Origin of the sequence: Flavobacterium sp. UBA2787, from assembly GCA_002352205.1 — a bacterium.
Lineage (GTDB): Bacteria > Bacteroidota > Bacteroidia > Flavobacteriales > Flavobacteriaceae > Flavobacterium.
The window spans coordinates 14,084-31,994 of the sequence record DEHZ01000007.1 but is presented as its reverse complement, the minus strand read 5'-3'; the positions used below and the strand labels follow the sequence as shown (position 1 = coordinate 31,994).

Here is a 17,911-nt window from a genome sequence, read left to right as displayed (position 1 = left end):
ACGACTAAATTTCTATCATTGAACTCACAATCAGCTACTTCACTTTCAGAAATCGTTCAAAAGATGGAATACTACTGCTCTTATCAGGAACGTTGCCATGCCGAAGTGGTTCAAAAACTGTATACGTTATCGGTTCCTCAAAACCAGCATGACGAAGTGATTGTGCATTTAATTAATCATAATTTTCTGAATGAAGAACGGTTTGCTAAGTTGTTTTCCATTAGTAAATTTCACCAAAAAAAATGGGGAAAAAAACGCATTTCAAGCGAATTGAAACAACGAAACCTTTCTGATTATTTGATTAGAATTGGTTTAAAAGAAATTCCTGAAGAAGAATATGAAAGCACATTTTCGGAACTAGCCGAAAAAACATGGGACTCAATTACTGAAAAAAACATCCTCAAAAAAAGAAAAAAATTCTGCGACACATTACTTCGTAAAGGTTGGGAAAGTGATTGGGTGTATGAAACTTCCAAAAAATTGAATCGTTTATCTTAAACTTCAAAAACTACTCTTCTTCCAACTTCCATCTTCCCTCCAAAATCCAACAAAATAAAGCTATTCGTTAAAATTTGTTAAGGTTATCGACGTACAACACCAAAACTGTTAAATGATGTTACTCATCGTTTTCTCCTACAATTCAGCAGATTTAGTTTCAAAGCGAAAACCACAGCAGTACTTTTGCCGTAAATATAAAAAGATGAAAACCTTTTTAATATGTTTTTTCTTTCATTTATTGATAAATATTGCATTTAAACGTTAAAATTAAGCACTTTGTCGATTATTTATTTTGATATATAAATTATAAGAAATAGTTTTGACAACGAAAATTAGTACAAAAAAGGATTACTCCCTTAAAAAATTATTTAACCTGCTATGAAAAAAATTTTATTTTTTGTTTGTTTTTTCCCTCTTTTCACATTTGCTCAAGCTTTAAACGGAACCTATGAAATTGGCACAGGACAAGCCAGTCCGTTTAACAATTTACAAAACGCTATTAATCGACTAAACACAAATGGTGTGAGTGGTCCGGTTGTGTTCAAATTGTTGAACAATGAAAGTTATACTTCCACGCTTACAATCAATTCCTTTGCAGGTTCAAGCACTACCAATACGGTAACGATTGAACCGGCAGTTAATAAAAATGTAACGATTTCTGTCAACAGTCCAAACAGCTACACAGGTATTGCTGCGGTTTTAAAAATCAACGGTGGAGATAATATTATTATCAATGGAAACAATACTAACGATCAGAATGTTCGCAATTTAATCTTGCAAAACAACAATTCAGTTAGTTATGTAAGCCAAACCGTTTTTTGGATTGCCAGTAACGGAACAAATGGAGCAACAAATATAACATTGAAAAATACTGTTTTAAGAAATTCCAACCGTAATCAAGACGGCAGATGGTTAAGTGGTGTTTTTTCAGGCGGAAACGGAAGCAACTCCGATTTATCAAATGGTGTAGCATCTGCTAATAATATCAATTCACAAATTATTAATAATGAATATGTGAATATTCGTCAAGGAGTTCATGTGAATAGTAACACCAATTCCAACCGAATTACCAACCTTTTGATTAGTAGAAACAGAATGGTTTCAACGGTAGACAGTCAAAAACCGGATATGGGAATTTACGTCAACAATGTTAGTGATTTTAGAATTGAAAATAATATAATCGATGGAATTCGTCACCTCAATACCGGAAGTTCAAACATCTATGGAATGAATATTTTAAATGGATTGAATTATACTATTGTAGGAAATCAAATTTTAAATTTTTCACATCCTTCCAACAATATGATTGGAGCAGCGATGTATATTCAAGGAAACAGTACTAGCAATGCCACAATTACGAGAAATATCATCAGAAATATCAAAAATAGTGGTGGCGGAATTGTTCGCGGAATTGACGTAAATATTTCAACTTCAACTAACACCAATACAGAAATTAGCAACAATTTCATCAGTGATATTGCCACAAACGGAACAACCACAAATAATGCAAATGGTATTTATGTGCGAAACGGAAGAGGTATAAAGCTGTATCACAACACAATTGTGATGAACAACAATCAAAACAACATTAGTGCTGCTTTGCGTATTGATTCCGGTAATCAATTTAGTGTAGTAAATAACATTTTAGGAAACACATCTACTACCGGAACGCGTTATGCTTTATATTCCGGTGTGAATAGAAATGCATACACAGTTATTGATTACAACAACTATTATTCTGTTCAACACATTGGTTACTTGAGTTCTAACCAATCAACGTTGGCTAATTGGAAATCGGCTACACAACAAGATGCTAATTCGTTAGATTTAATACCAAACTTCGTTTCTTCAACCGATTTGCATTTAACGGAAGAAAACCCTGATTTAGACAACAAAGGAACATTTTTGACAGACGTTACCATTGATATTGATGAAGAAATAAGAAGTACAACAACTCCCGATATAGGTGCCGATGAATTTATGGCTCAACGATGCGGAACTACAACGGTTTGGAATGGTACTTCATGGAACAATGGAACACCTGATGAAAATGTAAAAGCTATTTTAAACGGCGATTATAACACAGAAATTAATGGAAATCTAATTGCATGCGAATTGCTTATTAGTGCAAATGTAGAAGCAATTATTGCCGAAAACAATTACTTTAAAATTGAAACAAATGTAAAGGTTGACGGTAATTTAACCATTTTAGACAGCGGAAGTTTAGTGCAAGTGGAAGACGAAAGTGAAAGCATCGGTGAAATTTTAGTGTACAGAAACACAACACCAATGAAAACCTTAGACTATAGTTATTGGTCGTCACCGGTGGATGGATGGAAATTAAATCAATTATCGCCAAACACCAATCCGTCACGTTACCATAGCTACAATCCTGTGGCTGGAAGTTGGACAACGCTTTCCGGAGGAAATCACGTAATGCAAGCCGGGAAAGGATATATTGTTCGTGCTCCAAACGGATGGAGTTTAACGAACGCCACTAACGGTGTTTATGAAGGACATTTTATCGGTACTGCCAATAACGGAATTATTACAGTTGATGCATCAAAAGGTACTAAAACGAATAACTTGATTGGAAATCCTTATCCGTCTGCCATTGACATTGACAAATTTATTTTAGATCCAACAAACAGTGCAATTTTTGACGGAACTATTTATTTATGGACACACAATACGGCAATCAGCAATAGTATTACGGGCAACCAAGCGTATAATTACACAGCTGACGATTACGCTTCATATAACCTTACGGGTGGTGTAAAAACATCTCGATCTGCCATTACAGGTGCGGTTGCTCCAACAGGGAAAGTAGCATCGGGACAAGCATTTTTTATTAATGTGAAAAGTAACTTAGCGAACGGAACCTACCAAGCACAATTTAACAACAGTATGCGAGTAATTGAAGATAATAATCAATTTTTTAGATTTTCTTCACCATCTATAGCTTCTGAAACAACAGAAAAAAATCGTTTGTGGTTGAATATTTCTAATGATAATGGAGCTTATCACGAAACTTTGTTAGGTTATTTAAACGATGCAACGAACGGATTAGATTATGGTTTTGACGGAAAACATACGAACGGCGGAAATTTTGTTAGCATTTATTCTATTTTGGATGAAAATAAACTATCCATTCAAGGAAAAGCGTTGCCATTTGAAGAAACTGAAATTATTCCGATTGGATATGTAAGTACGATTTCGAGTGTAATGTCCATTGCGATTGAACAAGTTGATGGATTTTTTGGAGAACAAAATGTGTATTTATTTGATAACACAACCGGATTATACCACGATTTAAAAGTAGCTCCTTTTACTTTTGAAGCCACTCCCGGAACATTTGACGACCGTTTTGAACTACGATTTACAAGCGAAACATTAAGTGTTGAAAATCCAGCATTAGCTGAAAATAATCTGCAAGTAATTAAAACGAATAAAACAATTGAAGTTAAATCCCCTACTAATTCAATTGAAGCAATTTCAGTTTTTGATATAACAGGAAAAGAGATTGCTTTCTACGAAGCTATTAATCAAAATACATTTAGTTCAAATCAATTAAACATTTCTAATCAAGTTTTAATTGTAAAAATAAAATTGGAGAATGATGAAATCGTGACAAGAAAATTGGTTTTCTAAGAAAATAAAAATACTATCAAAATCCGCAAGAACACTGCGGATTTTTTTATGCCTTACACAAAACAATACTCACCGCGTTTCCTCCAAAACCGACCGCATTTACCATGATTTTTCGCAACGAACGAATTTGTTGCTGAGATTTCAAAAAAGGAACTTGAATAAATTGATTGTGTTGCATCATCAACAAAGCCATTTCCACACTCAACATACCGGAAGCTCCAAACGTGTGTCCGATTTTCCATTTGTTGTTGGTTAGTAATGGAATTGAATTTCCAAAAACAATTTCAATTGCTTTCATTTCGCTCAAATCGCCTTGAATCGTTCCGGGTGAATGCGTCACAATAACATCAATTTCTTCCGGATTCATTTTCCCTAAAGCCATTTTCATCGATTTCTGAAAACAAGTTGCTTCAGCAGAAATGGAAATCGAATGTTTTAAATTTTCAGTAGCATAGCCAAAACCTTCTACATAAGCAATTGCTTTTTCGTTTTCACCGCTTTCTAAACAAATTGTGGCAGCGGCTTCTCCCAAAACCATTGTGTTTTTTGTTTTAGAAAAATCAAAGGTTTTGCAAGGATAAGCATCTGAACTTTCTGCCGAAGAATATATTTTTAACGCTTGCATTTGAGCAATCGTAAATGGCGTAAGTGGAGCTTCACTCCCACCCACTAAAAATTTATCAGCCATGCCCGAACCAAGCCAAGCAATTCCGTTAAGCAACGCATGCAAAGCAGTGGAACATGTAATAGAATGTGAAATTTCCGGACCGTTGTTTTGCAAATCTTGAGCCACCCAACTGGAAATGTTTCCCAATGTGGTGGTTGGCGAAGCTAACGTTTGAGCTTTTCCGGTGGATAAAAATTCGGCATGATGTTTTTCAAACAATTGTGTCGCTCCTCGTGAAGAACCAATGTTTATTCCAAATACTTCTTCCGATTTCCATTCGGCTACTGCAACAGCTTGTCGCGAAGTTAAAATGGCAAACAATACTGAATTGTCTAAAAATTTATATTTTGAATCAGATAATCGCAACGCAGCTACTTTTTGTTTATTTTCTTCCGATAAAGAAGAAGCAAAAACAGTAGAAGTTCCTATCTGATTGGGTTTGATTAACGATTGTTCCGATTGATAGGCTTCCCACACAGAAACAGCATCATTTCCTAAAGGAGAAACCGAAGCAAAAGAAGTTATGGCAATTTTTGAGTTCAAAAAAGAAAGTTGAATGAAATTTATAAAATACAAATTTACACTATCTCCAACGCTTTTTCAATGGTTTTATAAATTATTTCCAATTGTTCATTGGTGGTAACATAAGGTGGAAGAATGTAAATTGTGTTGCCCACCGGACGAAGAATGATGCCGTTTTCGATAAAAAAAGCATATAATTTATTTCTGAAATCACCATAATAGCTTTCGGAAGTTTCTCTTTTAATTTCAAAAGCTAAAATTATGCCTAAAACTCGTGTATTTTCAACATTTGGAAGAAGCTCAATTCGTTTTTTAAATTGCAAATGTTGCTCTTCAATCCGAACAATATTTTCCTGCATTGTTGCGGAAAAAAGTAACTCAATCGCTGCCAAAGCCGCTGCACATCCGGTTGGGTTTCCGGTAAAAGTGTGTCCGTGGAATAAGGCTTTGTTTACGTTTTCCGATAAAAATCCATCAAAAATTGGTTGCGAAAAACTCGTCACTGCCATTGGAATAGTTCCTCCGGTTAAGGCTTTTGATAAGCACATCATATCGGGTTGCTCAGATAAATAATCGCAGGCAAAGGTTTTTCCTGTTTTACCAAATCCGGTCATGACTTCGTCAGCTATCGTGAAAACATCATTTTTTTTGCAAAGCGAAATCAGTTTATCTAATTCTTGTGGTTCATACATCACCATTCCGGCAGCACCTTGCACAAGAGGTTCAAAAATGAACGCGGCAAATTCATTGGTTTGCAGTAAATTTTCCAATAAAGTCAAACTATTGTTTTCTGATGTTGGAATCGGAATCCGAACCACTTCCAACATCGATCCTTGAAAAGCTTCCGTAAAAAAACTAATGCCACTAGCTGCCATCGCTCCAAACGTATCACCGTGAAATCCGTTTTCAAAAGCAATGATTTTGGTACGCTTTTCTCCTTTATTATAAAAAAATTGCAAAGCTGCTTTAATGGCAATTTCCACCGCAGTTGAACCATTGTCAGAATAAAACAATTTTTTTTGGTTGGATGGTAAAATAGAAATCAATTTTTCTGCTAATTCTACAGCGGGTTTGTTCGTAAAACCACCAAACAAAACATGCTCTAACGTAGTTAGTTGTTTATAAATCGCATCGGCAATAATCGGGTTGGAATGCCCAAAAGGATTGACCCACCAACTGGAAATGGCATCGATGTATTCTTTTCCATTTTCATCCCACAAATAAACACCTTCACCTTTTACAATTGCCGGTAAAAGTCCGGTGGTTTGGTGTTGGGTGTAAGGATGCCAGTTGTAGAGTTTGTCTTTTTGAGAAAGGTTCATGAGGGGATTTTTGGATTGTTCGATTGTTGGATTGTTGGATTTTTAGACGAGGTTTTGAAGGTTTTCTTTAAACTTTTCGGCGTAATAGGAAATTACATTTTGGTCAAAATAGGGTTCGTTGTCAATTCTTCCTAAAAAAGTTACTCCTGTTTTGGATAGAATAATAGATTCTGTGGCTTCGTTTTCATCTCCGGAAAAAATAATTCCGGCAATGGAAATTTTTCTGTTTTGAAGGGCTTCAATCGTTAACAATGTGTGGTTTATGCTTCCCAAATAATGACGGGAAACGATTATTACTTTGTAATCGGGTTGAATTAAATCCATCACAGTTTCTGTTTGGTTTAACGGCACAAAAATGCCTCCTGCTCCTTCAATTACCAAATGATTTTTAGTTGTAGGTTCAGTGATTTTTTTTATATCGATGGAAATTCCGTCCAAAGCTGCAGCATAATGTGGACTAGCAGGCGTTTGCAGAGCATAACTATTTTCGTGAATTTTAGTTTTTGAATTACTGATGAGTGATTGCACTTTATCTTTATCTGAAAAATCTAATTCTCCGGCTTGAACGGGTTTCCAATAATCGGCTTCAAGGGCTTCTGTGATGATGGTGGAAGCGATTGTTTTTCCTACGTCGGTTCCAATTCCGGTGATGAATAATTTCATGGTAGTTGTTTAACCGCAAAGTTCGCAAAGAATACGCAAAGTTTGCAAGGATTTTTGAAAAGATTATAAGTATGATACTGCTTTTAGCTCGCCTTTTTTCAACGACTACTAAAATAATGTCATTCTATTTTTAACCACGGATAATATGGATTGAACGGATTATTGCTGATTTTAAATGCTCGTTTTTCTATTATTTGTGTAAATCACTCTTTTAAATTCCGGTTCTTCTCCAAAATTTAATAACATACCTACTTCAATGGGTGTTGCTTTTAAGTAATTTATTATTTGTGCTGTGTGAATATCCATGAGAAACTCAGTGGCTTTTAACTCAACAATTACTTTGTCTTCTATTAATAAATCTGAATAAAAATCTCCAACAAGTTGGTTTTTAAAATAGACTTTAATTTGCTTTTGAGCTTCAACTTTAAGTCCAAACGATTTTAATTCAAAAAACATGGAATTTTGATATACTTTCTCAAGAAAACCGGAGCCTAATTCATTATATACGTTGTAATAGGCTTTTAAAATTGCATCTGTAATTGATTTGTGTAATAAATTTGTCATATCATCTGTTTATATCTGTTAAAATCAGTTTTATCCGTGGCTTAAAACACAAATGTACTTAACAAATCTAAAACAGTAAAAATTTCTTTTTGAGAATTATAAGAGTGCAAACAAAACCGCAATCTTTCCTGGCCTTCAGGAACGGTTGGTGACAAAATAGGTTTTACATCAAAGCCATTTTGTTGGAGTTGTTGTGCAATGATTTTTACTCGCTCGTTTCCAGGAATTATGATGGAATGGATGGTTGAGGAGGATGAAAGTTGAGGGTTGCGGGTTGCGGGTTGAAAGTTGCGAGTTGAAATAGATTGCTTAAAAAAGTTTATGTTTTGAAAAAGTTTTGCTCTTTCTTGCTCGCTTTTAGGCAAATGCTGATAGGCTACAAAAATAGTCGCAACCGAATGGGGCGATAATCCGGTGGTGTAAATAAAACTTCGGGCAAAATTGGTTAAATAGGTTTTAAGTTGTTCACTGCCCAAAACGGCTGCACCGTGACATCCTAAGGCTTTTCCGAAAGTGATGATTCGGGCAAAAACGTTGTTATGTAAATTTAACTGTTGCACTAAACCTTCTCCGTTTTTTCCAAAAACTCCTAAAGCATGGGCTTCGTCGATGACTAAATAGGCGTTGTGTTTTTCGGACAACTGTACCAATTTTTCTAAATCGGGTGAATCGCCATCCATGGAGAAAATGCTTTCTGTGATGATGAAAACTGTTGTCTGTTGTCCGTTGTCGGTTGTCGGTTGTCTGTTATCTGTTTTCGGTTGTTGGTTGTCGGTTGTCGGGCAAAACTTAGTCAGTAAATTTTCTAAATCAACTAAATCGTTGTGTTTGAATTTGAATGATTTGGCTAAACTCATTTGAATGCCGTCACGGATGGAGGCGTGGCTTAGTTCGTCATATAAAATAATATCATTTCGCTGCGGAACAGAGCTAAAAAAACCGACGTTGGCATCGTAGCCGGAATTAAAAATTAAGGCTGCTTCGGCCTGATGAAATTGGGCAATGAATTCTTCTGTTTCTGAATAAATCGAATGGTTTCCAGTGAGTAATCGCGAACCGGTGGCTCCGTTTACTTTGTAATTTCTGGAAACTAACAAGTCATGTGTTTGCTGAAAAATTTCTTCGTTTTTGGCAAAACCTAAATAATCGTTAGAGGAAAAATCGACTAAGTGATTAGGTGAAACTAACTTTCTGAGAGCATTGTTTTGTTCTCGTTGGAGGAGTTTTTGGTGAAGGGATTTTGGGAGGGATTTCATTGAGTAACTAAATGAGTTGTAATTTTTCTTTTGTTGGAAATTGACTTTCAAAGGTACGAATTGAAAATGAAATTGTGCTATTTGATTGAATTTGACATGAAGTTTTGGAGGTTGCGGGTTGAAAGTTGTTTTGAACACAGATTAGAAAAATGGGAGAAATTTAAAAAAAATTGGTTCGTTATTGATAATTTGGATTCCTATGGAATGAAATGATTGTTTGAAAACTGTGACTGATGATTGAGATTCCTACGGAATGACAAGATTGTGGCAAAACTTCGACTGATGACTGCGACTGAATACTTTTTTCTCACAGAAAGCACAGAATACACAGAAATGAGATTGCTTCGCAAGTTCGCTATCGCTCGTGTCCTACTTCGTCGGACTGACAAAATTGTGTGAAAACTGGGACTGAAACTGAGATTCCTACGGAATGACAAGATTACGTGAAAACTGCGACTGAAAACTGCTAAGTGAGCACTGAAGCCTAGCCCCGATTGTAATGGAAAGCACGGCTTGTTGGGTTTGTGTAAGGCTTGCTTTGCCAAAGCGACCAACGGAAGCTCTTGGCAGAGCTTAGCCGAACCAAACCCAACAAACGGACTTGGAATGAAAAGCGGGAAATAGCTTCAAAAAAAAACAGCCATTTACCGAAGTAAACAGCTGATTTTCTATGCTCTATTTTCTTTATTCTATTCTCTTTTACGATCCGCACATTTCACAATCTTCCGGACCGGCGTTTTTGGCCATTTCGATCATGGCTCGGTATTCTTCTTGCGTCATTTCGACCGGTTCGTTTAAAACCGCGATTGATTCTAATTTTTTGGCCACAATTGGTTGCTCGATTACTTCTACCGGCTCTGCTTTTTTGTCGTTGTTTAAGGTGAACTTAATGGCATCAACCGCTGATTTTGTACGCAAATAATACATTCCGGTTTTTAGACCCGATTGCCAAGCATAGAAATGCATTGAGGTTAATTTGGCGTAGGTTGCTCCTTCCATAAACAAGTTCAGGGATTGTGATTGGTCAATGAAATAACCACGTTGACGTGACATATCGATGATATCTTTCATACTCATTTCCCAAACCGTTTTGTATAAATCTTTGATATCTTGAGGAATAACGTCGATGTTTTGCACCGAACCATTGTGACGCATGATTTCTTGTTTCAACGTATCATTCCACAAACCTAGATTTACTAAGTCTTCTAACAAATGCTTGTTTACGACAATAAATTCACCTGAAAGTACTCTTCTTGTGTAAATATTGGATGTGTAAGGTTCGAATGCTTCATTGTTTCCTAAAATTTGTGACGTGGAAGCGGTTGGCATTGGAGCGACTAACAATGAGTTTCTTACACCGTGTTCTACCACTTCTTTTCGTAAACTTTCCCAATCCCAACGACCGGATAAATCACTATCTTTTAATCCCCAAAGGTTGTATTGGAATTCTCCTTGCGAAATGGGCGATCCTTTGAAAGTGGAATACGGTCCTTCTTCTTTTGCCATTTCCATGGATGCGGTTACGGCTGCAAAATAAAGTGTTTCAAAAATATCTTGATTCATTTGTTTTGCTTCGTCGCTGGTGAACGGTAAGCGAAGTAAGATGAACGCATCTGCCAAACCTTGTACTCCCAATCCAATTGGACGGTGACGCATATTTGAATTTTCTGCTTCGGGAACCGGATAGTAATTTCGGTCGATTACGCGGTTTAGGTTACGAGTTACACGTTTGGTTACATCGTATAATTTTTGATGATCAAATTTGCCGTTTTCGATGAACATTGGTAGCGAAATAGAGGCTAAATTACACACCGCTACTTCATCAGGAGCTGTGTATTCCAAAATCTCCGTACATAAATTTGACGAACGAATGGTTCCTAAATTTTTCTGGTTTGATTTTCGGTTCGCTGCATCTTTGTACAACATATACGGTGTTCCGGTTTCGATTTGCGATTCGAGGATTTTTTCCCAAAGTTCACGAGCACGAACGGTTTTTCTACCTTTTCCGGCGGCTTCATACGAAGTATATAATGTTTCAAATTCATCGCCGTAAACGTCACACAAACCAGGACATTCGTTTGGACACATTAAGGTCCACGATGCATCATCTTGCACGCGTTTCATAAATAAATCAGACGTCCACATCGCAAAGAATAAATCTCTGGCACGCATTTCTTCTTTTCCGGTATTCTTTTTCAAATCTAGAAATTCGAAAATATCAGCATGCCAAGTTTCTAAATAAATGGCAAAACTTCCTTTTCTTTTTCCTCCACCTTGGTCAACGTAACGAGCTGTATCGTTGAAAACACGGAGCATTGGAACTATTCCGTTAGAAGTTCCGTTTGTGCCACGAATGTAGGATCCGGTTGCACGAACATTGTGAATAGAAAGTCCGATTCCGCCCGCTGATTGCGAGATTTTAGCGGTTTGTTTTAATGTATCATAAATTCCGTCGATGCTGTCATCTTTCATAGTCAATAGGAAACATGATGACATTTGCGGTTTTGGTGTTCCGGCATTGAATAAAGTTGGTGTTGCGTGCGTGAAGAATTTTTTCGACATTAATTCGTAGGTTTCTTTCACTGCTTCGATGTCATTCAAATGAATTCCAACCGAAACACGCATCAACATATGTTGTGGTCTTTCAACAATTTTTCCGTTTATTTTTAGTAAATACGAACGTTCTAATGTTTTGAAACCGAAATAATCATAATTAAAATCTCTGTTGTAAATAATCATAGAATCCAATGTTTCTGCATTGGCCATGATTGCTTCGTACACCTCATCAGAAAGTAACGGCGATTTTTGTCCTGTACGTGGGTTCACGTAGTGGTACATATCAGACATTGTTTCTGAAAACGATTTTTTGGTGTTTTTGTGTAAGTTAGAAACAGCAATACGAGCTGCTAATTGTGCATAATCGGGATGAGCAATCGTCATCGAGGCTGCGGTTTCTGCCGCTAAATTATCTAATTCTGATGTAGTTACACCGTCATACAATCCTTCTATCACTCGCATGGCGACCTTTACAGAATCGACCAAATCATTTAATCCATAGCATAGTTTTTTAATTCTATCTGTGATTTTGTCAAACATTACCGGTTCTTTGTGACCGTCTCTTTTTACTACATACATACTGTTACATGTTTTTTAAAACAGAAAATCCCTTTTCTATTTTAGGTTATTTGTTAGTTGATTTTTGGGAAACTAATCCCGGTATTTTTATATTGAATCTTTGTCAAAGTTTGAAACTTTGACAAAGAAAATATAGTATTTACTATGTTGGCTAAGATGAAACTTTGTGTCTTACCTTCTTAGTGGCAATCTCTAAAAATCGGCGTCGAAACTAATTTTTTGTGAATCTGAATCCGTATTCATCACACCTGCTTTTTGGTATTCTGCTACGCGTTTTTCAAAGAAATTGGTTTTTCCTTGTAGCGAAATCATATCCATAAAATCAAATGGGTTAGAAGAATTGTACACTCTTTCGCATCCTAATTCTACTAATAATCTGTCGGCTACAAATTCTAAGTATTGTGTCATTAATGTGGCATTCATTCCAATTAAACTTACAGGAAGTGATTCGGTAATAAATTCTCTCTCAATGGTTAACGCATCGGTAATGATTTCTTTGATTCTTTCTTTTGATACTTTGTTCACCAAATGATGATTGTGCAAGTGAACGGCGAAATCACAGTGAACACCTTCGTCACGTGAAATTAATTCGTTTGAGAAAGTCAGTCCCGGCATTAAACCACGTTTTTTCAACCAGAAAATCGAACAAAATGCACCGGAAAAGAAGATTCCTTCTACAGCTGCAAACGCAATTAAACGTTCAGCAAATGAATCGGAACCAATCCATTTTAATGCCCAATTTGCCTTCTTTTGAATAGCCGGAAATACATCTAATGCGTGAAATAATTGGTCTTTTTCTTTTTCGTCTTTCACATACGTGTCAATCAACAACGAATAGGTTTCACTGTGGATGTTTTCCATCATAATTTGAAAACCGTAGAAAAATTTTGCTTCCGGATATTGTACTTCGTTTACGAAGTTTTCGGCTAAGTTCTCATTTACAATTCCGTCAGAAGCAGCGAAAAATGCTAAAATGTGTTTGATGAAAAACTTTTCATCTTCATTCAATTTTGTATTCCAATCGGATAAATCTTGGTGTAAATCGATTTCTTCTGCGGTCCAGAAACTCGCTTCCATCTTTTTATACCATTCCCAAATGTCGTGGTGTTTGATTGGAAAAATTACAAATCTGTCTTTATTTTCTTGCAAAATTGGTTCTACTGCTGCCATCTTTTCTATGTTAAGTTATTTTTGAGGATTATTAATTGGTAATTAAGAGTTACAAAGATTGCAATTCAAATTGGTAAATGAAAGTCAAACTTATTCACAATCGGGGATAGTTTTTAACAACGGTTAGTTTTTTTCCTACTTTATAATTACTTGATTAAAAACCTGTTAATCAGCAATTTAAAAACCAACTCATTAGCGGTCGCGAGGGAAATTTTACTATTTTAAGAAATTATTGATAAGGAAAATTAGCGGAAAATTTACTTCCCTTTTTGATATTCTTCGCCCACTTTTTCGAGTTCGTGATACCATTCTTCGCCAAATTTTCGAACCAATGCTTCTTTAACGAATTTGTATACCGGAACTTCCAATTCTTTTCCAAGAGAGCAAGCCGGACTACAAATATCCCAACGGTGATAATTCACAGCAGCAAAATCGGAGAAGTCTTTCACTCTAATTGGATAAAGATGACAGGAAACCGGTTTTTTCCAAGAAACAATTCCTTGGTTATAGGCTTGTTCGATTCCGCATAAAGCGGTTTTTCCGTCAAAAATAACGTAGGCACAATCTTTCCCGTCGATTAATGGTGTTTCAAATTCGCCGTCTTCACCTTTAATCCAGGTTCCTTGGTTTTCTATGGCTTCGATTCCTTCTTTTCGAAGAAAGGGTTTTACTTTCGGATAAATTTCTTCTAAAATTTTAGTTTCATCTTCACTTAAGGGTGCACCGGCATCGCCGTCTACGCAACAAGCTCCATGACAAGCGGTTAGATTGCAAACGAATTCTTTTTCCAGAATTTCTTCTGAAACGATGGTTTTACCTAATTGAAACATAAATTATTGTCAGAATGATGATGCAAAGGTACAAAGGAATGTTTGATTCTTCGGTTGAAATGCGTTAAATAATTAACTCAATTTTCACGAAGATAGTGATTAAAAAGGCTATTTTTGCCGCAGAAAACTGAAGGTCATGGAATTAGATTTAAGAGAAATTTTTACAGCAACAATGGTGCTTTTTGCCGTAATTGATATTGTGGGAAGCATTCCGATTATTATCGATTTACGTCAAAAAGCAGGTCATATTCAATCTGAAAAAGCATCGATTGTAGCCGCTATTATTATGATTGCCTTTTTATTTGTGGGAGAAACAATCTTGAAATTAATTGGTATCGACATTAACTCTTTTGCCGTTGCCGGTTCATTTGTGCTTTTCTTTTTGGCTTTGGAAATGATTTTAGGAATTAAATTATACCGTGATGAAGATCATGGTTCCACTTCAATTGTACCGATTGCTTTTCCGTTGATTGCCGGTGCAGGAACGATGACAACTATACTTTCAATAAGAGCAGAATTTCAAACAATTAATATCATCATCGCCATTATACTGAATATTATTTTGGTGTATGGTGTATTAAAATCTTCTGCCAGAATTGAGCGTTTTCTTACCAAAAACGGACTTAGTGTAATTCGAAAAGTGTTTGGCGTTGTGCTACTTGCCATTGCTGTTAAATTATTTGCGGCTAATGTTAAAGGTCTTTTTGAATAGTTTGATTAAACTTACCTTTGTATTATTATTTTATTATAAATGAAGATTTTCACTTACATCATTATTGCATTGGCTTTCGGATTAATCATCTTTAATGTGACTCAATTGGATTTTAGTAATCTTTTTGAACAAGAAAGTATGATTGCCCTAATCGGAATTGTTGCTGCGTTTTGTGCGATTATTATCCTTCTTATTTTTAGAATGTCTAAGTCGATTGAAGACAAACTGAAAGATCAATAAATATGTTGGATGTACTCATCATTGGCGGTGGCGTTTCAGGAGTTTCTTGTGCTCTTTTGCTTGGTTCCGCTCATTCAAAACCATTTGCTTCCGACAAAAAAATCGCATTGATTTCACACCAAAAAGCTTCTTCTTTACAAGATGCTTTGTTTAATAATGCGTATGGCATTGAAGCCGGAAAGTTAGGGAGTGAATTATTAACAGAAAGTTTAGCTCATTTATCATCGATTTATCCGCATATTCAACAAATTCCAAACGAAAAAGTGCTGAAAATCGAAGGTGAAAACGGAAATTTTTCGGTAACAACCAACAAAAATGTATATTACACAAAATTAGTTGTGATTGGCATTGGAGCAGGAAATCCTTTTACAATTGAAGGTTTGGAAGAATTTGTGATACCACATCAAAAAGCAAATCCTGAGAAAAACCGCATTCAATTGAAAAACCACGATCATTTAGTAAAAGACGGAATTTATGTTTGTGGCGTTTTGGCCGGGTGGCGAAGTCAGTTGTCTATTGCTGCCGGAAGTGGTGCTGCTGTGGCGACCGATATTTTAACGTTGTGGAATGGTGGTGTGCACGTTCAGGTGCATGATAGTACGAAGAAATAGTTGTTGGTTGCAAAACTTGAAACTTGAAACAAAAAGTTTACTTCTTCAAAACCTCCTGAATCATCAAATCGTTTTTCAATCGAATTTCAAAGTATTTTTCTTCATCAAACAATTGACGAGCAAATTCTGCCATCAAATAATTTTTCACCATTGGTTTGTGGCTTTCTAAATTGAGTGAAACTCCGTTTGATTTGAGGTAATTTTCAAATTTATCAACATATACGTTAGTTGCTTCGAACTTCTTTTTAAATGATTCAAAAGACAATCCTCCAAATTCTTTTCGGTTTTGGTCTAATTGTTCAAACACAAAATAGCTTACAATTCCTGATTGCATTAACATTTCGGTGGCTTCATCACCGTGTTTTCCGTTTAATGGTACAAAAACATCGGGAATAATTCCGCCACCGCCATACACCGTTCTGCCTTTTAGAGTTTTAAATTTTAAACTGTCGGCAACTTTAATGCTGTCTTTTTCGTATAATTCTCCGCTGTAAAAACGCTTTTCAAATTCGTTGAAATAATCTTCATTTCCTTCTACATACGGTTTTTGGATAGAACGCCCGGAAGGTGTATAATATCTGGCAACAGTTAAACGAACAGCCGAACCATCTCCTAAATCCATTTCGCGTTGCACCAACCCTTTTCCGAAGGAACGTCGCCCGATAATCTGACCTCTGTCGTTATCCTGAATGGCTCCGGCTAAAATTTCGGAAGCAGAAGCTGAATTTTCGTTGATTAAAACAATTATTTTACCGCTTTCAAAAAGTCCGCCACTCGTTGCTTTTGTTTTATCAACTCGTCCTTTTTTATTTTTGGTGGAAACAATGGGAGCATCTTTTACCAGAAAATCATCGGCAATTTTAACGGCTTGGTCTAAATAGCCACCGCCATTGTCTCGCACATCAATCACGATGGTTTTTGCTCCTTTTGCTTTGAGTTTTAAAAGCCCCTCCTTGTATTCTTTGTATGTTGATTCGGCAAATCGATTGATTTTTATATAGCCAATAGCAGGTTCAATCATCAAAGCAACATCCACACTTTTTATCGGAATGACATCGCGTTTTAATTTGACTTTAAGTTGTTTGTTTTCGCTTTTTCTAAAAAGTGTCAGCGTAACTTCTGAACCTACTTCGCCTTTTAATTTTGGAAAAAGAGAATCGTTTGGCAATTTTCTTCCAAATAATTTATACTTGTCGGCATACAAAATTCTATCTCCGGACTTGATTCCTGCTTTTTCTGAAGGTCCGCCATGCAGAGGTTTGATTACAGCTACAGAATCTTTATACATATAAAAATTCACGCCAATTCCCACAAAATCACCACGCATTGATTCTGAAACTTCATCAAATTCACTTTTTGAGATGTAAACGGAGTGAGGGTCTAATTTTTCCAAAATTCCGTTTACGGTTAAATCAACAATGCTATCCGTATCAACCTGATCTACATAGTCTCTTTCGATAAAATCGATTAAACGGTTGAGTTTACTTTTGTGACTATTTGGCGAATAAGAAGCCTGAGGAGAAAATGTGTTTAATTTCCCTCCCACAATCACTCCTAATGCAATAGCAGAAAAGAGTACAATTGGCCAATATATTTTTTTGATTTTCACTGTCTGTTTTCTTACTCAAGAAAAGATTATTCTAATTCTTCAATTAATTCTACTTCCACACCTGCTTTTACTAAAAATTGAATTCCGCTATCATCTTTGTAACCCGCGTGATACACCACTCTTTTTATTCCGGATTGATGAATGAGTTTACTGCATTCTTTACACGGAGATAAGGTGATGTAAAGTGTGGCTCCTTCACAAGATTGGGTTGAACCGGCAACTTTTAAAATTGCATTTGCCTCTGCGTGAAGCACATACCATTTTGTAATATTATTTTCGTCTTCGCAACAATTTTCAAAACCCGACGGTGTTCCGTTGTAACCATCCGAAATAATCATTCGGTCTTTCACGATAATGGCACCTACTTGCTTGCGTTTGCAATACGACAAACGACTCCATTCTTTAGCAATACGAAGGTAGGCTTTGTCATATTTATTTAATTTCTTTTTATTCATTTTTTA

At 36.0% G+C, this 17,911-nt stretch carries 15 protein-coding genes; 5 read left to right on the top strand and 10 right to left on the bottom strand.

The annotated features are described in order from the left end of the window. Positions 1 to 18 precede the first annotated feature (18 nt). Both B4N66_RS05880 and B4N66_RS05875 read left to right on the top strand, forming a co-directional pair. The gene (locus B4N66_RS05880) at positions 19 to 498 is read left to right on the top strand and encodes a regulatory protein RecX (protein ID WP_291093120.1); all 480 of its coding nucleotides are present in this window, start codon (positions 19 to 21) and stop codon (positions 496 to 498) included. 378 nt (positions 499 to 876) lie between these two features. Next, positions 877 to 4,149 (top strand): T9SS sorting signal type C domain-containing protein, encoded by a 3,273-nt coding sequence (locus B4N66_RS05875; protein WP_291093119.1) that lies wholly within the window; start codon positions 877 to 879, stop codon positions 4,147 to 4,149. Between the two features lie 46 nt (positions 4,150 to 4,195). Here B4N66_RS05875 and B4N66_RS05870 read toward each other — a convergent pair whose 3' ends face one another. From B4N66_RS05870 to B4N66_RS05835, 8 genes are all read right to left on the bottom strand, one after another. After that, on the bottom strand, positions 4,196 to 5,359 hold the full coding sequence (locus tag B4N66_RS05870; protein ID WP_291093118.1) for a beta-ketoacyl synthase N-terminal-like domain-containing protein: 1,164 nt from the start codon (positions 5,357 to 5,359) through the stop codon (positions 4,196 to 4,198). 35 nt (positions 5,360 to 5,394) lie between these two features. Further along, positions 5,395 to 6,660, bottom strand: a complete 1,266-nt coding sequence (bioA, locus tag B4N66_RS05865; RefSeq protein WP_291093117.1) for an adenosylmethionine--8-amino-7-oxononanoate transaminase — start codon at positions 6,658 to 6,660, stop codon at positions 5,395 to 5,397. Between the two features lie 42 nt (positions 6,661 to 6,702). Next, the gene (gene bioD, locus B4N66_RS05860) at positions 6,703 to 7,323 is read right to left on the bottom strand and encodes a dethiobiotin synthase (RefSeq protein WP_291093115.1); all 621 of its coding nucleotides are present in this window, start codon (positions 7,321 to 7,323) and stop codon (positions 6,703 to 6,705) included. A gap of 171 nt (positions 7,324 to 7,494) precedes the next feature. Beyond that, on the bottom strand, positions 7,495 to 7,887 hold the full coding sequence (locus B4N66_RS05855) for a GxxExxY protein (RefSeq protein WP_291093114.1): 393 nt from the start codon (positions 7,885 to 7,887) through the stop codon (positions 7,495 to 7,497). A gap of 41 nt (positions 7,888 to 7,928) precedes the next feature. Further along, positions 7,929 to 9,143, bottom strand: a complete 1,215-nt coding sequence (locus B4N66_RS05850) for an aminotransferase class I/II-fold pyridoxal phosphate-dependent enzyme (protein ID WP_291093112.1) — start codon at positions 9,141 to 9,143, stop codon at positions 7,929 to 7,931. A 699-nt stretch (positions 9,144 to 9,842) separates the two neighbouring features. Next, a complete protein-coding gene (locus B4N66_RS05845) occupies positions 9,843 to 12,278 on the bottom strand; it encodes a ribonucleoside-diphosphate reductase subunit alpha (RefSeq protein WP_291093110.1) in 2,436 nt (811 codons plus the stop codon). Between the two features lie 192 nt (positions 12,279 to 12,470). Then, positions 12,471 to 13,448, bottom strand: a complete 978-nt coding sequence (locus tag B4N66_RS05840) for a ribonucleotide-diphosphate reductase subunit beta (protein ID WP_291093108.1) — start codon at positions 13,446 to 13,448, stop codon at positions 12,471 to 12,473. A 257-nt stretch (positions 13,449 to 13,705) separates the two neighbouring features. Continuing rightward, positions 13,706 to 14,278, bottom strand: a complete 573-nt coding sequence (locus tag B4N66_RS05835) for a DUF3109 family protein (protein WP_291093106.1) — start codon at positions 14,276 to 14,278, stop codon at positions 13,706 to 13,708. 136 nt (positions 14,279 to 14,414) lie between these two features. On the opposite strand from B4N66_RS05835, the gene B4N66_RS05830 reads away from it, so the two are divergent. Genes B4N66_RS05830 through B4N66_RS05820 form a run of 3 tightly spaced genes read left to right on the top strand, consistent with a single transcriptional unit; the run spans position 14,415 to position 15,841 of the window. Next, complete coding sequence (locus B4N66_RS05830) at positions 14,415 to 14,990, top strand: MarC family protein (protein WP_291093104.1); 576 nt, start codon at positions 14,415 to 14,417, stop codon at positions 14,988 to 14,990. Between the two features lie 39 nt (positions 14,991 to 15,029). Further along, positions 15,030 to 15,230: a hypothetical protein gene (locus B4N66_RS05825; RefSeq protein ID WP_291093102.1), complete on the top strand. Its 201-nt coding sequence runs from the start codon at positions 15,030 to 15,032 to the stop codon at positions 15,228 to 15,230. Between the two features lie 2 nt (positions 15,231 to 15,232). Continuing rightward, the gene (locus B4N66_RS05820; protein WP_291093101.1) at positions 15,233 to 15,841 is read left to right on the top strand and encodes an FAD-dependent oxidoreductase; all 609 of its coding nucleotides are present in this window, start codon (positions 15,233 to 15,235) and stop codon (positions 15,839 to 15,841) included. 37 nt (positions 15,842 to 15,878) lie between these two features. Here the strand turns inward: B4N66_RS05820 and B4N66_RS05815 are convergent, their stop codons facing one another. Together B4N66_RS05815 and B4N66_RS05810 are read right to left on the bottom strand one after the other, a co-directional pair. Further along, a complete protein-coding gene (locus B4N66_RS05815) occupies positions 15,879 to 17,450 on the bottom strand; it encodes a S41 family peptidase (RefSeq protein ID WP_291093099.1) in 1,572 nt (523 codons plus the stop codon). 26 nt (positions 17,451 to 17,476) lie between these two features. Beyond that, on the bottom strand, positions 17,477 to 17,905 hold the full coding sequence (locus tag B4N66_RS05810; RefSeq protein ID WP_291093096.1) for a deoxycytidylate deaminase: 429 nt from the start codon (positions 17,903 to 17,905) through the stop codon (positions 17,477 to 17,479). Positions 17,906 to 17,911: the final 6 nt, after the last annotated feature.

What these genes read in the sequence shown, in the direction of transcription:
- B4N66_RS05825 (WP_291093102.1), top strand. Translation starts at nt 15,030, where the DNA reads ATGAAGATTTTCACTTACATCATTATTGCATTGGCTTTCGGATTAATC.
- B4N66_RS05810 (WP_291093096.1), bottom strand. Translation starts at nt 17,905, where the DNA reads ATGAATAAAAAGAAATTAAATAAATATGACAAAGCCTACCTTCGTATT.
- B4N66_RS05820 (WP_291093101.1), top strand. Translation starts at nt 15,233, where the DNA reads ATGTTGGATGTACTCATCATTGGCGGTGGCGTTTCAGGAGTTTCTTGT.
- B4N66_RS05830 (WP_291093104.1), top strand. Translation starts at nt 14,415, where the DNA reads ATGGAATTAGATTTAAGAGAAATTTTTACAGCAACAATGGTGCTTTTT.
- B4N66_RS05855 (WP_291093114.1), bottom strand. Translation starts at nt 7,887, where the DNA reads ATGACAAATTTATTACACAAATCAATTACAGATGCAATTTTAAAAGCC.
- B4N66_RS05875 (WP_291093119.1), top strand. Translation starts at nt 877, where the DNA reads ATGAAAAAAATTTTATTTTTTGTTTGTTTTTTCCCTCTTTTCACATTT.
- B4N66_RS05835 (WP_291093106.1), bottom strand. Translation starts at nt 14,278, where the DNA reads ATGTTTCAATTAGGTAAAACCATCGTTTCAGAAGAAATTCTGGAAAAA.
- B4N66_RS05845 (WP_291093110.1), bottom strand. Translation starts at nt 12,278, where the DNA reads ATGTATGTAGTAAAAAGAGACGGTCACAAAGAACCGGTAATGTTTGAC.
- B4N66_RS05840 (WP_291093108.1), bottom strand. Translation starts at nt 13,448, where the DNA reads ATGGCAGCAGTAGAACCAATTTTGCAAGAAAATAAAGACAGATTTGTA.
- B4N66_RS05850 (WP_291093112.1), bottom strand. Translation starts at nt 9,143, where the DNA reads ATGAAATCCCTCCCAAAATCCCTTCACCAAAAACTCCTCCAACGAGAA.
- bioD (WP_291093115.1), bottom strand. Translation starts at nt 7,323, where the DNA reads ATGAAATTATTCATCACCGGAATTGGAACCGACGTAGGAAAAACAATC.
- bioA (WP_291093117.1), bottom strand. Translation starts at nt 6,660, where the DNA reads ATGAACCTTTCTCAAAAAGACAAACTCTACAACTGGCATCCTTACACC.